Genomic DNA, 21,421 nt, shown 5'->3' on the forward strand with positions numbered 1-21,421 from the left:
GCTATTCTGAGAACATCATGTCAAGCGGCAAATGTGCTTTCACGATGGGTGACTTGAGAACGACAAAGCTGAAGTATTTGTCGATGCCGACATCCATATCGATCAGGCGTTCCATGATCGTCTGATATTCTACAATGCCGGCGGTCACGAATTTCATTAGATAATCGTAACCGCCCGAAACCAGATGGCATTCAATAACGGAATCAATCTTTTCAACAGTTGCCAGAAAACGCGCAAAATCGATCTGGCGGTGGTTCTTGAGCGTTATCTCTGTAAATACCGTCAATGTCTGGCCCAGTTTCGAAACATTGATCTGTGCCGAATATCCGGTGATAAAGCCTTCCGATTGCAGCTTCTTCACTCGCATCAAGCAAGGGCTGGGTGAAAGATTGACGAGTTCTGCCAATTCGACATTAGTTATCCGTCCATTTTTCTGCATTTCGGATAGAATTTTTATGTCGATTTTGTCGAGCTTCATTGCAAAACCACTTACGCTGTATTCTAAAATCAGATTATCATCTTTTTCGCTTCAAGCTGCAATCTCACTATAGGTGGTTTTCCAAATTCAGTGATCGAGCGAAGCAGGCATGCTTTGTACGCAATAATCACCTGTCGCAACCACAGCAAACCACACGAAATTCTGTGCAGATGCTAACTCCGATGCACTCCATGGCGCAGCTGGTATTAGGATATGCAAAACACTGGAGTTCCACACATGTCTGCACCGCTAATGCACATTGAAACCAGCCCATCTATACCAGATGCAGCGGATGTGGTTGTGATTGGCGGCGGTGTTGTTGGAGTGTTTACAGCCTATTACCTCGCCCGCGGTGGCCTGAAGGTTACACTGATTGAAAAGGGCCGCATTGCAGCCGAACAATCGAGCCGCAACTGGGGCTGGTGCCGCCAGCAAAATCGAGATGCTCGCGAGCTTCCGATGGCGACCAGGAGCTTAGAGCTTTGGGATAAAATCGCAGAGGAAACGGGTGAAGATCCTGGTTTTCGTCGTTGCGGTCTTCTTTATCTGTCGCAGGACGAAGCGGAGATTGCGGGCTGGGCGCGCTGGGGTGATTTTGCAAAAACTGTTGGTGTCACCACAAATATGTTGAGCGCAACGGAAGCGGCAGAGTGCGGTAAAGCGACCGGGCGCAGCTGGAAAGGTGGCGTTTTCTCACCGACTGACGGTGTTGCTGATCCTTCACGCGCGGTTCCTGTCGTTGCACGTGGTATCATGGCCGCAGGCGGCAGCGTTCATCAGGACTGTGCAGCGCGCGGTCTTGAACTGAGCGGGGGACACGTTAGCGGTGTTGTGACCGAAGCAGGCACTATTAAGACGAAAACCGTGGTGATGGCGGGAGGCGCATGGGCATCGTCCTTCTGCAATCAGCTTGACATTCGGTTTCCACAGGCTGCGGTCCGTGCGTCGATCTTATCCGTTGCGCCGGGTGCCGTTGGCCTGCCGGATGCATTGCATACTTCGCAGGTGTCGCTCACGCGGCGCTATGATGGCGGTTATACGCTTGCGATCAGCGGAAAGGCTCGTGTCGATGTAACGCCGCAGCAATTGCGTTTCAGCCGCGAATTCATACCTATGTTCACGCGTCGCTGGCGAAGTCTTGCGCCGGGGGGCATTCAGGGCTGGTGCTCTGGCCACGAATTGCTGAAAAAATGGTCGCTCGATAAGATCACACCGATGGAACGAAACCGCATTCTCAATCCCAAGCCGGATGAGGGGCAGATTAGCCTGACATATAAAAGAGCGAGCGACCTGCTGCCAGAGCTTGCAAGAATACCGATTGCCAACCGATGGGCGGGTTATATCGACAGCACGCCGGACGGTGTACCGGCGATTGGTGAGGTCGAAGCCGTTCCGGGCTTCATTCTGGCTGCAGGTTTCAGTGGCCATGGTTTCGGCATCGGCCCTGGCGCAGGACATATGATTGCAGACCTGATTTTGGGAAGAAAACCGATTGTTGATCCGAGTCCGTACAAACCTGAACGGTTGAATCGTAGCGCATGGGGTAAGGTTGCCGAATTTTAGTTTATGCAAGCTGGTGCATGCAGAATTAATTCTAACTGGTCATTAAAATCCCAAACAACGGAGAGATAGGGTATCCGTAGGTTACTAAGCCCTATTTCGAGGATCGTAACGGTTAATGGATTTATTCCAACACCATTGAACGCCGCGCTATCATCGCCAGGGCCGAGGCAGGTTTCCTTAACCAGAATGCTGGCCCGTCGGCCTGATGGAGCGGACAATGGAAAATCGCAAAATTCCCATCACTCCGACCCGTTCCGCCAAAATCGATTGCGTCATAAGCCATCAGCGCATCAAGCAAGAGCAGGTTCTTGCATGTAGGGGGTGTCGAACCGAGCCACCACACTCCCCGCACTCTGCTTTTCGATAATATTATAGGGCTCGTTCAAGATATCCCAGCTGGCCGCATCATTGGGGGTGAGCACCAGCTCGCGCGTTGTGCAGGTAATGTCTACTGCTCTGGCGACCACGATCCGGTGAGCTTCGGCAGACGTTGCTTTGATGTGCAGGGTGCAGGCGTTGACGTAATCGCCGACAATCTTCTTTACGTCTATGGAGTTGCCAGGCGCATGCGAGCCGCATGCGGCAATCGTAACGGCCGAGCCCAAGCCTATCGCGCCGGTTTAGTCGGTCCCGACCACAATGTGACAGATTGTTCCTGCTAATTATGCAGGTAGGTCGCACTCGTGTGCATAACGATACTGCATTTTTTTTAAGGCTTGCAACGAACAGCAACCTTCACAGGGCAACAATTTCCTGCCTCGCCATTATTTACCGGGTTCAGCGGTGACGCCGAGCTAATAAGCCGGGCCGCCACAAAACCTGGGTCGCGTATTTTCACTGCAACTCTTTGATACACCTGAATGATAATTATGTGGAGTATAGACTCTGAGTTGAAGCTTTTTTTATTGCTTGCGCAAGATTATCACTGGCGGCAATCAGTGATTGTTTCCGCCTTTACAGCAGAAATATTTTTAGCCAAATGACAACCAGGCCGTTCATAATTTCCAGTTTTACCATCAGCGGCCATGGTTAGCGCCGCCTTTTCCCAGTCAGACAGTGCCGCGACAGCTTGCCCCCATATTTCCCCATCGACCCGCATTCGGCAAGCTGGGCGAGCAGATGGTGACAGTGAGCAATAACCGGCGTATGCACGTAAGCCTTGACCAGCTCAGCCTCTGCATCAGCATGCGTGTGCTATACTCGACTTGCATTTTTTGAGATGGTAGAGGTAACCATATTTGTATTCTCTACAGGTATTTAATCGGTAAATATTTGTCGTTTAAGGTTTAGTAATACTCAATGGCGCTCATGCGCCATTGAGTTGTAAGTCAGGAAATCTACTGTCTACTGTGCAGGAGCAGGCGTCGTTGTGCCGGTTGCAGGTGTTTCAGGTGCGGTTGCTTCAGGTTCGTTTGCGGCATTGGGGTCTGCGACACCCTGCGGAAAGTGCTTCGACCGGTCAAACTCAGGAGCGCTATCCAACTGCTCCTTAGATGTGGTTAGAACCAGCCATGTGTTGCCATCGCTACGCGTAGCGAGTTGCATGACGTCTGGGCTAACGGCGACGTCTTTTTCGCCGATACCAAGGAACCCGCCAACACCGATAACAGCGGCTTCGACTTTGCCTTCAGTGCTTATTATCAGATCATTGAGTTTGCCGATTGACTGAGCGTCGGTGGCGTCACTTTCATAAACGCTTTGACCAATGAAGCTGGATACCAGAACCTGCCCATCTTTTGCTTCTAAGAAGCCAATTGTATTTGCCTCAGCGCCCTCTGTTGATGCTGCACCGAACATGTTCTTGGTGGCAACGGGCATTTCCTGTTGGGCTGGTGCCTCTGTCGCTGGCATCGGTGCGGTATCCGGCGACGCCGTTTGCGCAAGTGCTGGCACGCTTATTACGAGTGCACACGCCGCTGTCAGAAGTGTAGTTTTGACCATTACAATTCTCCTCTCTGCATGAATGTTCACTTATTGAACTCGTAAGGCCTATGATCGTTCCAATTTTGTTAAGTAGGTATGAAAGTCTATGTCTTGGCTGCGCTTGATGACGGCCTTACATTTTTGTCGCTAAGCCCGGTGTAACGATCAGCTATCCGGCTGGTTATGCCGGTCCCGTGACGACACCCAGCGCCACATGCGATAGCAGAGGCGAGATTGTGGTTATCTGAGCGCCCAATGAGAAATGAGGCTAGAGGATGGTGAAACGCAAAGGCGCTGGCAGCTTGAATTGCTGTTTGCCGTTTTAAGTTAGACTGGATGTGGACGACGGCCTGCCCGGTTCTCGCGGCGAATGGGTGACCATCTCAACCATATTACAGTGCCGGTAAGATTGGCGCCGCGATATGGCAGCAGGCTAAAAATCATCATCGCAAACTCCGTAGAATGTGCACGCTACCATACGGCACGCTGAATGTTTCTATTTTGGTTTATTGTAGAGACTGTGGCGGAGCATCACCCTTGAGACGAAATTGATTTAGTTAAGAAGAGGATTTTCGGCTCATTATAGCTCCATCAAAGGAAGCGAAGATGAGACAGAAATCTGTGCCGCAGACATCTACTTCCTAAAAGACGATCAGGAGTGCTAAAGCGCATTTTTCCTCATGGGGCGGCCAATTTGCGGCTCTAAACTTTCATCATCGCGACCTACCTTTGGGCATCAGCAGCCTTGGCGGCCGAATATAAAGAACAAACCTTCCGTACCAATCAATGTACGAAGCGACGGTATCACCCTTGCGGAAATATGCTCCCGACACGCCGCCAGCGGCCAGAATAGGCGAGCGGTCCGGGCGGGTTATCTGTTTTTCGCTTTCCATGCGTGCTGTGCGCCAGTGGCATATCGTGTCGGCTCGCCGCCTATAGTCGTGGGACAGCTCCGGATTTAGGCAATGAGGGGCCGGGAAGCGGATGAAAATTTCATATACAGAATAATTTGACATTATCATATATGACTTAAAGATATAAACATTTCTTTATGTTCTCTTGACAATCTGCGTCAGATGCTGGAAGTTCACCATGCCTAGGTTCTCCGGTGGTCGTTTGCGACACGCCGGGGCTAAGAGGGAAGTCGGTGCCCCGTCCCATTCGGGAAAGCCGGCGCTGCCCCCGCAACTGTAAGCGGCAAGCTTATGTCCACAATGTCACTGGGGTTTTTCCTGGGAAGACGGACCAGAGCAATAGCCGTGAGCCAGGAGACCTGCCTTGGTGAAATAACGTCCACGGGCGGGGTGTCCCGGTGTGCCGTAGCGAAGGCCGCGTAGCGGTATGTATCGCTATGAGTTCGCTGACCCATGCCCCCAACTCATCGGGGTGAGCCATGTCTCAAACTGCAATTTCAGTCGCCACCAAGGGCAAGCCAGCCGTCGATCGCCAGCGGATCGCGATGCGTCACGCTTTTACGTTCTGCCTCAAGAGCCATCGTTTTGATGAGAACTATCATCCCGCAGACAATACGCGTATCACGACGAATTTCGCTAATTTGGCCAGAGGGGAGAACCGCCAGGAGAACCTCCGTAACACCTTGAAGATGATTGACAATCGTTTCAACGCTCTGGCGCATTGGGATAATCCCAAAGGCGATCGTTATTCTGTAGAACTCGAAATCATTTCGGTCGAGATGAATATTGATGCGGAAGACAATCAGGATGCTTTCCCACTGATTGAAATCTTGCAAACGAATATCGTCGATCGGAAGACAAATCAACGCGTCGAAGGCATCGTAGGGAATAATTTCTCTTCGTATGTTCGAGATTATGACTTCAGCGTCGTGCTGCCCGAATACAATAAGGGGCGCCCCGCATTCAGCGCTCCGGATGACTTCGGCGATCTGCATGGAAAACTGTTCAAATGTTTTCTCAATTCCCATGCTTACAAAGAGCATTTTCGTAAGCCGCCGGTCATATGCTTGAGTGCATCCAGCAGCAAGACGTATCACCGCATTGGAAATCACCATCCCGTATTGGGTGTTGAATATCAGCAGAATGAATTATCTTCGACGGACCAGTACTTTCAAAAAATGGGGCTGCAGGTTCGCTTCTTCATGCCGCCGAACAGTGTTGCGCCTTTCGCTTTCTATTTTGTTGGCGATCTCCTCAATGACTACACTAATCTTGAGCTTATCGGCACAATCAGCACGATGGAAACTTTTCAGAAAATCTATCGGCCTGAGATTTACAACGCCAATTCCGTAGCTGGGTATCGCTTTCAGCCAAGTCTAAAGCATGAGGACTATTCACTAACACGCGTGGTCTATGATCGCGAAGAGCGTGGCCGGCTTGCTGTTGAGCAGGGAAAATTCGCTGAAGAGAACTTCATTAAACCGTATAAGACCGTCCTTGAGCAGTGGTCTGCCAACTACACCCTTTGACGAGCCAAAACAAAAGGTTGCCTATCATGAAAAGACTATTGCCTACGTCGACCGCCGGCAGTTTGCCAAAGCCTTCTTGGCTTGCAGAACCTGAAAAACTTTGGTCGCCTTGGAAGTTGCAGGATGATGAATTAATTGCGGGCAAGCAAGATGCTCTGCGCTTGTCTTTGGACGATCAACAACAGGCTGGCATTGATATCGTCAGTGACGGCGAGCAAACGCGCCAGCATTTTGTAACGACGTTTATTGAGCACCTCGACGGGGTCGACTTTGAAAAGCGTGAAACGGTCAGAATCCGCAATCGTTACGATGCGAGTGTGCCGACGGTTGTTGGCGCTGTATCGCGTCCAAAGCCGGTTTTTGTCGAAGACGCTAAGTTCTTACGTCAGCAAACTCAGCAACCTATCAAATGGGCCTTGCCGGGACCTATGACTATGATCGATACGCTTTATGATGCCCATTATAAAAGCCGTGAGAAACTGGCGTGGGAATTCGCAAGGATACTCAATGAAGAAGCCCGGGAACTGGAGGCTGCCGGCGTCGATATCATCCAGTTCGACGAACCGGCATTCAACGTCTTCTTTGATGAGGTCAATGATTGGGGTGTCGCTACCCTGGAGAGGGCAATTGAAGGTCTTAAGTGCGAAACTGCCATCCATATTTGCTATGGCTATGGCATTAAGGCCAACACTGATTGGAAAAAGACCCTGGGATCCGAGTGGCGTCAATATGAGGAATCCTTCCCCAAACTACAAAAGTCGAATATCGACCTGATCTCGCTAGAGTGTCAGAACTCGCATGTTCCCATTGACCTTATTGAACTCCTTCGAGGCAAAAAGGTGATGGTAGGGGCCATCGACGTCGCAACTCAAACGGTTGAAACTCCGGAGGAAGTCGCCAGCACTTTGCGAAAGGCACTTCGGTTCGTTGATGCCGACAAGCTCTATCCATGCACCAATTGCGGGATGGCTCCGCTACCTCGGAAAGTAGCTCGAGGCAAACTGGACGCTTTAAGTGCAGGTGCAGAAATCATCAGAAGAGAGCTTTCGGCCTAGTTCTGGCCGAGCAGCGGGAGTCAGACATGAACATGCTAGACCACCGCTTCGGTGGTCTTGAGCGTCAGCAGTACGCAAACGACACTTGTTTTCTGCGTTAATCTTGAAAGCTTGTGTTTTCATGCTTTTGAAAACACAAGCCACTTCTGTGTCTATACATTGATGCTGGGCCAGGAGGATACATCTATAACGTCTGGACCTCAGAGCCAGATCGCTTCATCCTAAATCCGATACACCAGATGCGGGGACTGAACACCTAGGCCCGACTTGGAACCGCGCCCGTATCTCTTCGAAGATCCTGACCCAGCTTCTTGCGCCGCGGCGAAGGCGCTCACTATCGTAGCGCTCATCAGGAGCGTGGATAGCATCGCTAGGCAGAATAAAGCCGATAACCACGCATTCCGTTTGCAAGGCCTCGCTGAGCTGTTCGACCAAGGGGATGGCGCCACCTGTACCGCGTAGAATGACCGGCGTTTCCCATTCCTTCTCAAGCCCCCGGGTCGCAGCCTTTAAATAGGGGCTGTGCTGCGACAGTATGACTGCGGAACTGCCGCCCTGGCCCTCGAACTCGACATGGCAACTCTCCGGCACCATCCGTTCGACATGGCTGCGGAACCGCTGGCGGATCATTTCTGGCGTTTGGCCGGCGACCAGCCGGAAGGACAGCCGTGTGGTTGCCGCCCCCGGCAGGACGGAGCGTTCACCCGGTCCCTGATTGCCACCGGTAATGCCGTTTATATCGACGGTCGGGCGACCCCACATGGCTTCGATCGGCGAGTAGCCTTCCTCAACGATGCCTCCGGCGAGGTCGACATCGGCGAAGAGTTCCGGTTGCTGGGATAACTCCTGCCACTGGTGACGTATGGCGTCGGGGATGTCGCACACCCCATCATAGAAGCCGTCTATGGCAACACGCCCCTTGTCGTCATGCAGGCTTGTGAGGATAGTACTCAGAACTCTGATCGGGTTCACGGCGACCGCACCGTAATGCCCCGAATGAAGGTCTGGATTTGGGGCAGAGATCGTAACACGTTCGTGGACGAGGCCCTTGAGCTGGGTCGTGATAGCAGGTTGCTCCGCCGACCACATCTCTGCATCACAAATGAAGGCAACATCGCAGGCGAGGTCTTCTCGGTATGCACTGATGAAATCCGGCAAGCTCGGCGATCCACATTCTTCCTCGCCTTCCAGCATGACAATGACGTCTGCGGGAAATTCACCATTCACACTTTTCCATGCCCGCAATGCTTCGATGAAGGTCCAGAGTTGGCTCTTGCTGTCGGAGGTGCCGCGCCCATAGAATCTGTCGAGGCCATCCTCTTTGATGACAGTCGGCGCAAAGGGCGTGTGTGTCCACTGGCCGAGATCACCCACGGGCTGTACATCGTAGTGCCCGTAGAACAACAGGCGCGGCTTGTTGTCGGTTAAAGCTTTGGAGGAGCGGGCGAGAACCACGGGATGCCCCTTCGTCTCGATCACATTAGCCGCTAGCCCAATGGTTGAAAGCTCCTGTCGCAGCCATTCCGCCGCCCTCGATATCCCTTCTCCGCTGGAAGGCTCGCTTGAGATCGACGGGATCGAAACCAGCTCAAGAAGCTTGCCTAGAGTGATATCAAACTTCTCGTCGATATCCCGCAGCACGTTTTCTGTCTTTGGCACGCCTTTTCCTTCCTCGACTCCTGAACGATTTTTTCCGATATCAGCCGTGATGGACCGTTTTTAGCGAAGCCGCATTTGCAGACTCGACGGTCCTGGCTTCGAGGGAGGCGAGCAAGCGCTCCACGTCCGCCCAGAGCTCGACTTCATCCTCCAGTCCGATGCTGAGGCGCAGGATGACGTCCGGACTGTTCCAAGCGGTGGCACTGCGAGAGCCAGCAATGGACATAGGGGCTGCGAGGCTCCGCGTGCCACCCCAGGAAGCGCCGATGGCAAAGGTCTTCAACGCGTCGAGAGACGCAGCGACGTGGATTGATGCCGCTTCCGTGAAAACAATGCTGAAAACACCGCTGGAGCCGAGGAAATCTCGCTTCCAAAGCTCATGGTCAGGGAAGGTTTCTAAGGCTGGATGAAGCACCTGCGTCACGAGAGGGTGGCCTTCGATCCTGCGCGCGAAATCGAGCGCAACACGCTCCGAATGGCGCAGGCGCACGCTGAGCGTCTCGAAGCCGCGAAGCACAAGCGAAGCGTCGTCCGGCGAAACACCGATGCCCATACGGCCTATCAGCGAACGGATCGGCGTGATCAGGGCGGTATCCCGCACTGTGATAGAGCCCATAAGCACATCGGAATGGCCCGATACGAACTTGGTAAGCGCTTCGGTGACGATATCTGCGCCATGCTGGAGCGGCTTGAAATTGAGTGGTGTCGCCCAGGTATTATCGACACCGACCAGAGCGCCATGCTCATGAGCTATGGCCGCGATCTTTGGCAGATCGAGGATTTCCATCGTTGTCGAACCGGGGCTTTCACACCAGACGATCCGGGTCTTTTTTCGTATCTTGGAGGTGACATCCTCCAATGATCGGGGATTGAAGAATTCGACATCCACACCGAGGCGATGCAAATCTGTCTGCGCCAGATCGCGCATCGGCGGATATGCGGTGTCGGCGATCAAAATGTGATCGCCGGCTGCCAGGAATGGAAGAACAGCCAATGCATTGGCTGCTTGCCCAGACGGGGTCAGAAATGTCCAGGCTCCGCCTTCAAGGCTTGTCAGTTTGGCTTCGAGCGTGCGCGTGGTCGGCGTACCGTAGAGGCCGTAAGAATAGCCCTCGCGTCCACGTTCGCCGCGCGATGCATAGGCCACAGCATCCTTGAAGACGATCGTCGAGGCACGATGGACGCCAACGCCGAGCGGCGTGAAACCGTCCGTCGGTACTTCGGGCGTGAGGACGCATTGGGTGAGATCGCTCATGGAAAAGCCTTTCGGAAGAAACGGGGCACGCTTGCGGAATCCAATTCCGAAACGAGCGATTCTGTGCTACTGCTATTCGCTGAAGTAATTGATGATGTAGGGGGAAGCCGGTGAACCTGAGACAAGTAGAAGTCTTCAGGGTAGTGATGACGAATGGTACGACGGCACGCGCCGCCGAGGTACTGCATGTCTCCCAACCTGCCGTCAGCAAGATGATCCAGGAGCTGGAGCGTTCGATTGGCTTCGACCTTTTCAAGCGGATCAAGGGGCGATTGCATCCGACCCAGGAGGGTCAGTTGTTTTTCCGGGAGGTCGAACAGGCCTTTCTGGGATTGAGCCATCTTCGCGGTGCGGCTGCCCGCATTCGGGATTACGGTTCCGGCGAAATCAGGATCGCTTGCCTTTCCGCCCTGTCGACCAATGTCCTGCCTCGCGCTCTTCACGCCTTCATGCAGGCCCACCCGAATATCGCGGTTACATTCCAGGCACGTATGTCGTCCAACGTGCGGGACCTCGTGGCATCCGGCCAGTTTGACCTCGGGGTGGTTGCGGACGAAATCGACCGAACCGGCGTCGAGGTCGAGGAGTTCGTCCAGTTCCGCGTGGCCGTCGCGTTGCCCAAAGGACATCCGCTCGAAGCCCTCGATGTCATCCGACCGGCCGATCTTGCGGGGCAGGCCTTTGTGGCGCTCGCTCCAGAAGACACGACCCGTCGCGAAGCAGAGATTGCCTTCGCAAAAGAAGGCGTGGCTGTTCGCACGGTGATGGAGACGCCGTACTCGACGACGATCTGCGCTATGGTGGCTGCGGGTATCGGCGTCGGCCTCGTCAACCCGTTGACGGCGGAACCTTACGAAGGCCACGGATTGACACTTCGGCCTTTCGAGCCAGCACTTCACTTCCGAACACTTCTTATCACTCCCCCTAATCGTCTTTCGTCCGCAATTCTGGAGGACTTCATCCGAGTGCTGCGTGAAGCGATCTGAGTGCATTCCCATTTTCATAGTCATGCCCGCCTCAAAGCACTTTGGAAAGAAAGGCGGCAGTGCGCGGGTTCTGCGGACTGGAAAGCATGGTGCGCGGGTCACCTTCCTCGACGATCTGGCCTTGATCCATGAAGACGAGATGATTTCCCACCTCGCGTGCAAAGCCGATTTCATGTGTAACGACAACCATTGTGATGCCGCTGCATGCCAGATCCTTGATGACGTCTAGCACTTCCCCGACCAGTTCGGGATCGAGTGCCGAAGTTGGCTCATCGAACAGCATTACCTCAGGCTCCATTGCAAGCGCACGAGCGATGGCGACGCGCTGCTGTTGGCCGCCAGAAAGCTGCGCCGGATACCGGTTTCCAAAGCCATCCAGTCCTACTCGCCTCAGCAGATCATCGGCCTTTTTTCTCGACTGCTCTCGTGACCAGCCGTTGACGTGCAGAGGTCCTTCCATGACGTTTTGCTGGGCGGTCATGTGCGGAAACAAGTGGAATCGTTGAAACACCATGCCTGTTAACCGCCGCTGAGCCGCAATCTGCCCCGGCGCAAGAGTGTGAAAGCGGCCGTTCCGCTCGGTGAAACCCTGCAATTCGCCCTTCAGAAAAACGCGACCGGCCGAAATGCTCTCCAGCTGATTTATGCATCGAAGCAACGTCGATTTTCCGGAGCCAGACGGGCCAATGGCCACGCAGACTTCACCGCGCCGCACCCGCAGATCCACACCTTTCAGTGCATGAACGATGCCATAGAATTTGTGAATGTTCTGCATCTCGACACAGAACTCGGAAACATGTGTATTCATGGCCTATTCCGCCCGTGTCGGGTGATTGGAGACGCCTTTACCAAAATGGCGCTCGAGAAAATGCTGACCAACCATCAGAACGCTGGTTATGGCGAGATACCAGGTGCCTGCCACCAGAAGCAGCGGGATGGGCAGATAGAGACGGTTGGAAATCGCATTGGTCGCGAATGTCAGGTCTAGGGTGAACGGCACAGCGAGGACCAGAGACGTCATCTTCAGCATGCCGATGGTCTCGTTTCCTGTCGGCGGTATGATCACCCGCATCGCTTGGGGCATGAGAATTCGCCACCAGATCTTCGCTGGTTTCATGCCCAACGCCTGCGCCGCTTCGGCCTGCCCACGATCAAGCGAGTTGAACCCTGCCCGGAAGATTTCCGTTAGATAGGCGGACTCGTTGAAGCCGAGGCCGAGGATAGCCGCCATGGCTGGCGTAACAATGTATTTGGTTTCGATGCTGATCACCTCTGGGCCAAAAGGGATAGCAAGGCTCAGATTGGGAAACAGAACCGCAAAGAGACCCCAGAACAACAGCTGCGTATAGATCGGGGTTCCGCGGAAGAACCACACCCAGGCATAGGCGATACCACGCAGAATGGGATTGTCGCTGTCACGCATGATTACCAGCAGGCCCGCGACCACGATCGCAACCGTCATGGCAACGATTGTCAAAAGCAGCGTCCAACCGACCCCGCGAATGACCTGCGGGGAAAAGAGGTAGGTCAGGTAGACATCCCAATGAAAATTGGGATTGACTGAAACAGCCTGAACGATCTGCAACCCCAGAATTGTCAGGATGGCGACGGCGAGCCAACGGCTGGAGTGACGGCGCGGGACAACGATATTGCGCGTGACTGTCGACTGTCCGGAGGGAGCCGACTGGAAACTGGGTCCAATATTTTCAACGTTGGTGGCCATCTGCTCAGATCTTGACATCAGGGTTCACCACAGCTTTGTCCACGATCACGGAACCGACACCCCAGGAATCGAGCAACTCCTTGTAGGTTCCATCTGCAATCAGGGAGTTAATCGTATCGGCGATAAGTTCGGTCAATGCCATATCCGACTTGGCGATAGCGATACCGTTCGGGCCGCGCACGTTCAGGGCTTCAGACGCGGGTAGCAGCGTCTCGAATTGACCTCTCGACTGGAGAACCGCATAGCCAGTGCCAGCCTCTCCCGACACGGTCGCATCAGCACCGCCCGCTGCAACGCGTGTGAGCGCATCGGGTTGCTTAGAGAACGGGAGTACCTCTATCTCCGGCTGTCCTTCCGACTTGCAACTCTGGTTCTCCGTAAGAACAGCTTTCTCGAAGAGGCTGCCAGATTGAATAGCAATTTTCCGACCACAGAGCTTGGCGGGGTCGAAGCCCGTTGGGTTTCCAGCTTTTACAGCCCACAACGCGCCCGTATTGGCGTAAGCGACGAAATTGACCGCCTTCATGCGCTCTTTGGTAATCGAGAAAGCCGAGACACCAATGTCGAACTTGGTGCCAAGAGCCGGAAGAATTGCTTCGAAGGCAGATGTTTGGAAGTCAATTTTGACGCCGAGCTTATTGCCGATGGCTTTGGCAATATCGACGTCGATGCCCTCTGGCGTCTGGCCATCTTTTTCGCTCAGGAACTCCCAGGGTGCATAGGCAGTATCAGACCCGATCGTCAGCACGCCGGCTGCCTTGATCTTTTCTGGTAAGCGGGTCGCCAGGGCTCCCTCGACCCTTATCGAGGATGTATCGAACCCCTGAGCGAAGCTTTGGCCGCTCATGGTCGCCACGGCAAGGGCGAAAAGTATCAGCTGGTGCGTAAGTGTCTTGTACATTGTTGTTCCCCATATTTGTTCTGCAACGGATTGAGTGATGCTTGGGAGGAGCGGAATCATTGCCCGACGGTGCCACTATGGGAGCCACGAAACAGGCCGTCCAATAATAAGATCGACCTACTTTATTCTCACAGGTTATTGCTTTGACAGAGAAACGAAGCGGTTGGTTCGACGGCTTCCAGGTTAGGTTCCCGTCGATGGCTTTCAACACGCCGATCAACATCGGCTGAAAAGGAAAACGGCGAAGTCGACACAATAGGAGTTAAAACTGTAACTGCCATTCACAACGGTTCTGACGGGAATTTTCACTGCTGATGCACTATATTGTCCCGATTGGCGCGGATGGCTAATCGAGATGAGAGCTGATGGCCGTCGCTTTCAGAGGAGCCCACTCCTCCAAAGGAGCCGTCTTTTATCCTGTCTTCTTTTATGTCCGTTAGCCGGTTTCCTATCGTGACATTCAGCAAATCATCGCTGAACGCGGCGTGGACGTTGACCTCGCAACAGTGAACTGGTGGATTGTTCGTTACTCGCCCCAGATTGCGGCTCAGGCGCAAATTTGTAAATGATCAACATCTGGGTCATGGCATGGTGATGAGACCTATATAAAGATCAAAGGAAATGGAGCTATCTGTATAGGGACGTAGATCGTGACGGCCATGCTTGATGTCGAAGTATGCTGCGCGATTGATGGCCACAGGATCAGCTTAGAGATAGACAGCCCGTGGGCGGGCGATTCTGTGGTGGGGATAGGTCAGTCATTAGGCACTGATATTTCCTCGCAGCAAGCCATCGAACTGGGCTTATGGCTGATCGAGGCGGGAACCGCTCTTGGTAAAGGCGGTGCGAAATGAGCACGCCAATGAAAACTGTTCATCTTCAGACTCTAGAAGATAACGAGATACCACAGGACATCAATAATCTTATCGGGCATCTCAAGCTGATGGTCTCACGTCGCCCGCAAAGCTTCTATTCGAGGTGAGGGGCGCGCCGGAATATGACTGGCGCAAGGATAGCACAGTTGGCGGCAATGGACCGCATCGGTGGAATGACCAGAACACTTGGGAATATTCAGATAACCCGGCTGTGCATGCTTATAATCTGGAGCGCGGTTTCTTTAATGGTGGACAGCGTATGGTCGGGAAAGCCGTGCGCGCAAGTCGTATACCGCTAGCCGAATATACCCAGGCTGCCAATATCTGCGACGAGATCATGCCGGACGGCTCAAAGCGCTATCGTGCTCACGCCATCGCCAAGGATGGCCCCGGTGCCAATCATGATGCGAACCTGACGCCGATCCTCGAGGCTATGTGCGGGTCTTGGGTCCAGCGGGTTGATGGTGATTTCCCGATCGCGGGTGCACCGCAGGCGATTGTCGCCACCTTGACGGATGCAGATTTCAAGATTGGAGCGCCGTTTCGCTATTCCGTCAAGCGTAAGCGTACCGATCTGATCAATACCGTTGCTGCCTCTTATGTTTCTCCAGACGATTTTTACGAGACGAAAGACGCAGCCACCCGTATTGATGCAGGCGCTTTGGCCGAGGATCGTGAAACGCTTGCCAGTGCCATTCCTTTTGGTGCGGTTACGGATCCGCGACAGGTGGACCGTCTTGCCGATATCGCCATTCGCGGCGCACGCTATCAGGCGTCGTGTGACGGCACGATCCATCCAAAGTTTCTCGATATCGTCAAGGAAGGCCGATGGGTCCGCTTCAACAGCAAGGAGTTCGGCGACCGGACGTTCCAGGTTCTCACGCGCCAGCTAGGCGGTATCAATACCGATGGCGCGCGCGATGTCAGCATTTCCATGCAGCAGATCAGTAATGGCGTCTTTGATCCGACTGCTTACGAGACCAATCCACCGAACATCATCGTGGTGCCACCGCCGCAATATCTGGCGGAAGTGCAGAACTTCAGCGTCATGCCGATTGTTGTGGTTGCAGATGGCGGCGGTTCGCTTCCGGGTGCTCAGCTGCGGTGGGATGAGATTGAGGATATTTCTGTCGTCGGTGTCGATATTGAATATTGGCCGGCCAACGATCCGACACAGGTGTTCAAGAAGTTCGTCACCTGGGACGTGACAGTGGTCACGCTCACCGAAGGCTTGACCTCGCTCACTGACTGGTTTGTCCGCACTCGCCTTCGTGTCGACAACGGGCGCTCTGTTGCTTGGTCACATGCGCAAGCCTTTACTACCATGAAAGCCGGTGATGATAGCGAGGTCGACTATGCTCGCTTCGACCGGGCAACGCGCGACATGATCAACTACATGAATGACGATCTGCGCGAATTGAAACGGCAGGCTGAAGAAAACGCAACCTCTGGCGCGAAAAACGCCATGAAGAATTACGCCAACATCCAGAGGCTGAACCGCCAGCTTGCAAGCACCTATGGAACTGCCAAGGCCTCGTGGGAGGAAGATATCCTTGTTGCGACTGGTCCAAATAGTGCCATTGGACAGCAACTGACCAAGATCGATACCCAGCTTTGGGACGAAACCGGTGCGAGTGTCATCAACCTGATGCGCGCTCGTGTCGATGGTGTTGTCGGTGATGTGAATGCTGTTGCAGATGCGCTTACCGAAGTGAACGCTTCTATCGACGGCACTCTTGCATCGGCTGCGTGGCGTATGACGTCAGCAGTTGGAAGCGGCGGCAACTCGGTGAAGATTTCAGCCATGGCCCGACTGGGAAGGAATGGCGTATGGGTAGAAGGCGGCTGGTTCGTCAATGTCACCTCGGCAGGAGCTGAATTTGTCGTTCTTGCCAACATGTTTGCCATCGCCAGCCCGACTGGGAACGGGACATATACTTATCCCTTTGCCGTCATCAACAATGAAGTGGTCATGCAGAATGTTCGCCTTGGGACGCTTCGCTTTAATCGCTTGATTGCCGACAACGGAAAGCTTGAGTTGCGCGGTGACGGTAACAATGCCTTTATCAGGATGCTCACATGACACAGACTGTTTTGGGGCATAAACCCGGTGTTGGTCCAGTCTTGAAGTGCCTGAAACACGATGCCGACAACGCAATGACACTCCCGAACAATGCGTTCGATCGGTATCTATTCAATTCTGAAAATACCAATCTGACCTATACCTATGCGTCGGAAGCGTTTGCTTTTACAGCGGCATTTACTTCCACTCTGCCGTCGCAGTTTTCTCTTTATGGTGGAACAATCGTTGGAACTATGACTGACGCTTCATTTTGGCGAACTACCAGAATGGCGGTCAGATACAATGTACTCTACCCAGAGATAAGCTATCCACCGATTTCAGAATTGCGGGAGGTCCGCAATGGAAGGATCAGGGCTGGGACAAGACTTCTGACCCTTGATGTTGGTGAAGTCGGCAGAGAGGAAGGATACGTCACACAATACCAGTTCAACACAGTTACCAGCAGGGTCACGGGATTTGGAACTGCGAACTTATATAACGGCGTTCTACCTAATGAATTATCGGGCCTATTAGGAATAGGCGAGAGAGTCGTTCACAAAGCAGAGCTGGTTTATAAAGATGGCGTAAGCGACTACACGCTTTACCCGAACATCTACAATCTGCCGGCTGACGCCACTCCGATGCCGACATATTCTTATGTGCCTAACCTCGTAGGTTTCGAAGCTAGCCCGACGCGGTTCAAGCTTATGCGTCCCGGATTTTCCATCAACGAAACCGGGATGAACAAGACCATCATCGACAGCAACTTTTCGCCTGCGCTGTGCGTCATGTCGGGTGAGCGAAGAATTCCGAAGAATGAATCGATGTTCATGGCTGCACCTACGGGGGTTATCCTCTCTGATACAGCCGTTCTTGATTTCATGTACAAGCTCACAGATCAGGAATGGTATGTTCCCGGCTATATAAGAAGCGGCTTTGTCAAGGATCAGCGGTTTGATTTAAGTTATCGCGTGGCCTCCAATGGTATCACCGTCTACAACGAAGGAACTGCCGCAGTCGATATCCGCTATTTCGTGTCGAATGTTGATCGGGCAGGAACGTCATCTGGTGGAAATCAGGTCATGTTCAAGGGCAATGATGGGACACAGGATTATATCCAGTTCAAAAAACCGGGTACAAGCGATCCTGCATCACGGCCGAACGACATCCTTTTCGACAGCCGTTATCCCACGCTGCATATCCTGCGGGAGGGGTATGTGCCTTTAGGGTCTTTCGCAACGGTCACAGATGCGAATGAAGCTCGCTATTATGGGAAACGCCGGGTTGATCTTCCATTCGAGAACAATGGGCTTCTGCCTTACCTGAAATTCTCGATTTGCTATCCGAATGCCTGGACGCCGCCTTACATGAAAATCAAATATAATTCAGGCACGGGGTGGGGCTATCCTTCCAATCGGTCGATGCTTGGGCGCGTCAACAATAATAGCGTGTCTATATGGGCGAACCCCGACGAATGGACTGATACGAAATTGGATGGCGGCAAGGTCAGCTACGTTCATCAAAACCCCGACCCGATAGGCGTCCGCTATTACATCTTCGGCATTCCGCAGGACTAATTGCAAGCCTTTCAAAATCCTTCAGGAGAAAATCATGGCTGTATTACCCGACTATGTATCGGGAACGATAACGCTTGCCAATGGATCAGCGACTGTCACAGGGACGGGAACGTTGTTTCAGGCGGCGGCATTTCGTGCCGGTGACACACTGCAAATCCAGAACCTGACGGCAGTGATTGCCAGCGTCGATAGCAACACACAATTGACGCTCACTGAATCCTGGACCGGCACAAGTCTGACCAACGCGCCATACCGTGCGCAATACCTGCCAGATGGTGCGCGTGTAACGGCGCGCACAACAATGCTAATCGAGCTTCTAGGCAATGGCGTTCTTTCGAATATCGCAGATATCCCGGTAAAAAAAGGCACGGTGCTGGTTGGCAATGAGGCTGGGCTTTATGAGGCGAACGAAACGTTGGGTCCGTTTGCAGCGCTGGATCTTGTCGCCAATAAATGGCTGGCTACTGATGCCAGTGCCAAGCCTGTGCTGATCAATCCGCTCGATGGTGATAGTATCGCGAAAATGTCGTTGAGCACGTACGGCACATACTACCCGGGATCGACGGGCGTTGATTTAAATTCTGCCGTTGTCGGCGATAGGGGCCTTTATGCCACCACCCTTCCTAACACTCCCGCTTCTGCCGGGGTGTCAAATTGGTGGATAGAAACCCAAAGAACGTACACCGGGCAATCAAAGCGACAAGTAGCCACCAGTTATCAAGCTTCAGCATCAGCCAATCCCGTTATGGCAGTAAGGGTGTCTGCGAACGATGGAACATGGGGGGCGTGGGGATACATTTCGGGTGAGTACGGTAGTAATTCTAACGGAACATATGTCAGATATCCGAACGGTTTAACGTGGTGCTTTAGGACGGTTACACCAGATTTTAATTCATCTTCTTATCAATCGTGGATTCTTCCCGCTTCTTTCACGAGTATACTAGGGCAATTTTCTTCTCTTAACGCTCCAAATAATAACGATGCACTAAATGTTGTATCAGGTATGATTAACAGGCCAACTCCTTCAACTTTTACCATGGCGTTTCGAGGTAGTATTAGTAGCTCGGCCACAGGAACTATTCTCCTTACTGCGGTGGGGTTGTCATAATGATAAAGATTTATTTTTCTCCACAACTTCGCAATGAGGCATTAACGGTCGAGAAAACGAACGGCGACCGACTTCGTATTAATGGTGAGTTGTTCAACTTCAATCCGCTGAATGATGGTGATGTCATCCCGGCAGGTTCTGTTCCCTGCGATTGGATTGTCGGCCCTGTCGAAAACAAGGCCGGAGTGATCCATCTCACGCTTATCCTCCCCTACAGACGGTCACGAATGGGTGTTGAAACCCCTGAACCGATCACAGCCGAGGATGACGGTGAAGTTAAGTTGCCTTCAATCGATGAGGAGGAAATTGCCAATGTGGACGCCTGACGCTTCAATCATAGTGACAGCCGAGCAACGCCAAGCCGACGCCATGGCGTTAGCGGTCGAAACCTACCGCAAAGCTATACAGGCATTGATCGACAGCAAGGCCAGTGAGCGCCAGTATGACAGCGGTGCTACCTTTGCGAGCTATGTCAATTCCACGAAGCCAGAATGGGCAGCCGAGGCAAAAGCCTTCGTCGCTTGGCGAGATCAGGTTTGGTCTTATGCGCTGGCGGAACTCGACAAGGTGCAATCGGGCGAACGCGAGCAACCTTCTGTCGAAGCGTTCCTAAGTGAGTTGCCAGTGTTTGATTGGCCTTCCTCCTGACTTCTCCCACAATCTGACCGCCGCGCCGCCCTTGAGGCGGTTTTCTTTTACCTAAAAGGAACTCCCACCATGAATATGCATCTTGGCGATACCCGCCTCTTGATTGAGGCGGGTCGAGAGCACGGGCTATTGCGCAATCAAATGGCGTATGTGCTGGCAACGGCCTATCACGAGACGGCGCACACGATGAAGCCGATCATTGAGAAGGGCGGCGATAAATATCTGCGCTCGAAAAAGTATTATCCATTCTTCGGTCGGGGCTATGTGCAGATCACCTGGCGCGAGAACTATGTGAAGGCAGGCAAGGCGCTTGGTGTCGATTTCGTCAAAAAGCCGGAACTGTTGCTTAAAGCCGAATATGCAGCACCCATCCTGATTGTCGGCATGATCGAAGGCTGGTTCACCGGCAAGAAGCTTTCCGATTACATCACCTTGCAAAAGTCGGATTTCAAAGGCGCTCGCCGGATCGTCAACGGAACCGACCGTGCGGATCTGATTGCAGGCTATGCAAAGGATTATGACAAGACATTGCTGGCCGAAGGCTATGGCGTCGAACAGGTTGTGACGGCTCCAGCCGCAGAAGTCATTCCGGCACCGGTCGAGGAAAAGCCAATCTCGAAATCCTCCCGCTTCTGGACGTGGATGAGCAGTGGTAGTGCAGGGGCTGCAATTCCGTTTGTCGACTGGCGGGTGCAGATGGTGCTTGTCGTGTTCCTGCTGGCGCTGACCTTCTATGCGATCTTCACCATGCCGCAGGCGAGGGCCAAGCTTGAAAAGCTGGTTGATGCGCTATGATGGGTTTTCTCGGGCTTATTCCCAACTGGCTGAAACTCTCGCTTGCTGCCGTTCTGGCGGCGGTTCTCATATCTGCCGGGGCTTACCAGCTCGGCAAGCAAAACGGCTATCAGCGCGCCGCGTCTGAACAACTTCAAGAAGACATCAAGGCAGAACGCGAAAGGGCGAAGGACGATGCGAAACTACGCGGCCTATCGGATTATGATTTTTGCACTCTTGCCCTTCGCCGTCGCGGCTTGCCAGTCGACAGGTGCGACGAGCTGCGCGGGCTTTCGAGCGAATAGCCTGACACCTGACGGTCTTGTTGTCTTGACCAAAGCGGACAGAGCAGGGGCTGAGCGGGTTGAGGGGAATGACGAGAACGGAAAGA

General features: G+C 53.2%; 20 protein-coding genes, 1 pseudogene and 1 riboswitch. Of the genes and pseudogenes, 13 read left to right on the forward strand and 8 right to left on the reverse strand.

All coding sequences use genetic code 11. The annotated features are described in order from the left end of the window. Nucleotide 1 precedes the first annotated feature (1 nt). Nucleotides 2-478 carry an Lrp/AsnC family transcriptional regulator gene (locus AAIB41_RS13860; RefSeq protein ID WP_343315867.1) on the reverse strand — a complete coding sequence of 159 codons (477 nt, stop codon included), beginning with the start codon at nucleotides 476-478 and terminating at the stop codon, nucleotides 2-4. A 237-nt stretch (nucleotides 479-715) separates the two neighbouring features. Between AAIB41_RS13860 and AAIB41_RS13865 the strand changes: the two genes are divergently transcribed. Further along, nucleotides 716-2,041, forward strand: coding sequence for an FAD-binding oxidoreductase (locus AAIB41_RS13865; RefSeq protein WP_343315868.1), 1,326 nt, complete (start codon nucleotides 716-718; stop codon nucleotides 2,039-2,041). A gap of 290 nt (nucleotides 2,042-2,331) precedes the next feature. Here AAIB41_RS13865 and AAIB41_RS13870 read toward each other — a convergent pair whose 3' ends face one another. Both AAIB41_RS13870 and AAIB41_RS13875 read right to left on the reverse strand, forming a co-directional pair. Further along, nucleotides 2,332-2,646, reverse strand: coding sequence for a hypothetical protein (locus AAIB41_RS13870; protein WP_343315869.1), 315 nt, complete (start codon nucleotides 2,644-2,646; stop codon nucleotides 2,332-2,334). A 739-nt stretch (nucleotides 2,647-3,385) separates the two neighbouring features. Then, nucleotides 3,386-3,982 (reverse strand): PRC-barrel domain-containing protein, encoded by a 597-nt coding sequence (locus AAIB41_RS13875; RefSeq protein WP_343315870.1) that lies wholly within the window; start codon nucleotides 3,980-3,982, stop codon nucleotides 3,386-3,388. Nucleotides 3,983-5,045: 1,063 nt separating this feature from the next. Beyond that, nucleotides 5,046-5,260: riboswitch (cobalamin riboswitch) on the forward strand. A 163-nt stretch (nucleotides 5,261-5,423) separates the two neighbouring features. Between AAIB41_RS13875 and AAIB41_RS13880 the strand changes: the two genes are divergently transcribed. Together AAIB41_RS13880 and AAIB41_RS13885 are read left to right on the forward strand one after the other, a co-directional pair. After that, complete coding sequence (locus AAIB41_RS13880) at nucleotides 5,424-6,407, forward strand: DUF1852 domain-containing protein (protein ID WP_343316078.1); 984 nt, start codon at nucleotides 5,424-5,426, stop codon at nucleotides 6,405-6,407. A 26-nt stretch (nucleotides 6,408-6,433) separates the two neighbouring features. Beyond that, a complete protein-coding gene (locus AAIB41_RS13885) occupies nucleotides 6,434-7,462 on the forward strand; it encodes a methionine synthase (RefSeq protein WP_343315871.1) in 1,029 nt (342 codons plus the stop codon). Nucleotides 7,463-7,678: 216 nt separating this feature from the next. Here the strand turns inward: AAIB41_RS13885 and AAIB41_RS13890 are convergent, their stop codons facing one another. Both AAIB41_RS13890 and AAIB41_RS13895 read right to left on the reverse strand, forming a co-directional pair. Continuing rightward, on the reverse strand, nucleotides 7,679-9,121 hold the full coding sequence (locus AAIB41_RS13890) for a M20/M25/M40 family metallo-hydrolase (protein WP_343315872.1): 1,443 nt from the start codon (nucleotides 9,119-9,121) through the stop codon (nucleotides 7,679-7,681). 40 nt (nucleotides 9,122-9,161) lie between these two features. Beyond that, complete coding sequence (locus AAIB41_RS13895) at nucleotides 9,162-10,376, reverse strand: aminotransferase class V-fold PLP-dependent enzyme (RefSeq protein WP_343315873.1); 1,215 nt, start codon at nucleotides 10,374-10,376, stop codon at nucleotides 9,162-9,164. Between the two features lie 110 nt (nucleotides 10,377-10,486). On the opposite strand from AAIB41_RS13895, the gene AAIB41_RS13900 reads away from it, so the two are divergent. Next, nucleotides 10,487-11,362 carry a LysR substrate-binding domain-containing protein gene (locus AAIB41_RS13900; protein WP_343315874.1) on the forward strand — a complete coding sequence of 292 codons (876 nt, stop codon included), beginning with the start codon at nucleotides 10,487-10,489 and terminating at the stop codon, nucleotides 11,360-11,362. 31 nt (nucleotides 11,363-11,393) lie between these two features. On the opposite strand, the gene AAIB41_RS13905 is transcribed toward AAIB41_RS13900, so the two are convergent. Genes AAIB41_RS13905 through AAIB41_RS13915 form a run of 3 tightly spaced genes read right to left on the reverse strand, consistent with a single transcriptional unit; the run spans nucleotide 11,394 to nucleotide 13,986 of the window. Next, nucleotides 11,394-12,170 (reverse strand): amino acid ABC transporter ATP-binding protein, encoded by a 777-nt coding sequence (locus AAIB41_RS13905; protein ID WP_343315875.1) that lies wholly within the window; start codon nucleotides 12,168-12,170, stop codon nucleotides 11,394-11,396. Nucleotides 12,171-12,173: 3 nt separating this feature from the next. After that, complete coding sequence (locus tag AAIB41_RS13910) at nucleotides 12,174-13,085, reverse strand: amino acid ABC transporter permease (protein WP_343315876.1); 912 nt, start codon at nucleotides 13,083-13,085, stop codon at nucleotides 12,174-12,176. A gap of 4 nt (nucleotides 13,086-13,089) precedes the next feature. Continuing rightward, nucleotides 13,090-13,986, reverse strand: coding sequence for an ABC transporter substrate-binding protein (locus AAIB41_RS13915; protein ID WP_343315877.1), 897 nt, complete (start codon nucleotides 13,984-13,986; stop codon nucleotides 13,090-13,092). Nucleotides 13,987-14,351: 365 nt separating this feature from the next. Between AAIB41_RS13915 and AAIB41_RS13920 the strand changes: the two are divergent. The 9 genes and pseudogenes from AAIB41_RS13920 to AAIB41_RS13960 form a co-directional block, all read left to right on the forward strand. Then, nucleotides 14,352-14,644: pseudogene (locus AAIB41_RS13920) on the forward strand (DDE-type integrase/transposase/recombinase); the annotation flags it as partial. Further along, on the forward strand, nucleotides 14,637-14,840 hold the full coding sequence (locus tag AAIB41_RS13925; RefSeq protein ID WP_343316140.1) for a hypothetical protein: 204 nt from the start codon (nucleotides 14,637-14,639) through the stop codon (nucleotides 14,838-14,840). The pseudogene AAIB41_RS13920 and the gene AAIB41_RS13925, both read left to right, overlap by 8 nt. A 124-nt stretch (nucleotides 14,841-14,964) precedes the next feature. Next, entirely contained in the window at nucleotides 14,965-16,944 is a 1,980-nt protein-coding gene (locus AAIB41_RS13930) for a hypothetical protein (RefSeq protein WP_343315878.1), read from the forward strand. After that, complete coding sequence (locus AAIB41_RS13935) at nucleotides 16,941-18,500, forward strand: hypothetical protein (RefSeq protein ID WP_343314885.1); 1,560 nt, start codon at nucleotides 16,941-16,943, stop codon at nucleotides 18,498-18,500. Before AAIB41_RS13930 ends, AAIB41_RS13935 begins: the two co-directional genes overlap by 4 nt. Before the next feature lie 34 nt (nucleotides 18,501-18,534). Continuing rightward, complete coding sequence (locus AAIB41_RS13940) at nucleotides 18,535-19,608, forward strand: hypothetical protein (RefSeq protein ID WP_343315879.1); 1,074 nt, start codon at nucleotides 18,535-18,537, stop codon at nucleotides 19,606-19,608. Then, complete coding sequence (locus tag AAIB41_RS13945; RefSeq protein ID WP_343315880.1) at nucleotides 19,608-19,934, forward strand: hypothetical protein; 327 nt, start codon at nucleotides 19,608-19,610, stop codon at nucleotides 19,932-19,934. Before AAIB41_RS13940 ends, AAIB41_RS13945 begins: the two co-directional genes overlap by 1 nt. Beyond that, complete coding sequence (locus AAIB41_RS13950; RefSeq protein WP_343315881.1) at nucleotides 19,921-20,256, forward strand: hypothetical protein; 336 nt, start codon at nucleotides 19,921-19,923, stop codon at nucleotides 20,254-20,256. The genes AAIB41_RS13945 and AAIB41_RS13950 overlap by 14 nt, the downstream gene beginning before the upstream one ends. Before the next feature lie 69 nt (nucleotides 20,257-20,325). Further along, nucleotides 20,326-21,051, forward strand: coding sequence for a glycoside hydrolase family 19 protein (locus AAIB41_RS13955; protein ID WP_343315882.1), 726 nt, complete (start codon nucleotides 20,326-20,328; stop codon nucleotides 21,049-21,051). Continuing rightward, the gene (locus AAIB41_RS13960; RefSeq protein ID WP_343315883.1) at nucleotides 21,048-21,335 is read left to right on the forward strand and encodes a hypothetical protein; all 288 of its coding nucleotides are present in this window, start codon (nucleotides 21,048-21,050) and stop codon (nucleotides 21,333-21,335) included. The genes AAIB41_RS13955 and AAIB41_RS13960 overlap by 4 nt, the downstream gene beginning before the upstream one ends. Nucleotides 21,336-21,421: the final 86 nt, after the last annotated feature.

The organism is Brucella sp. BE17 (assembly GCF_039545455.1).
Classification (GTDB): Bacteria; Pseudomonadota; Alphaproteobacteria; order Rhizobiales; family Rhizobiaceae; genus Brucella.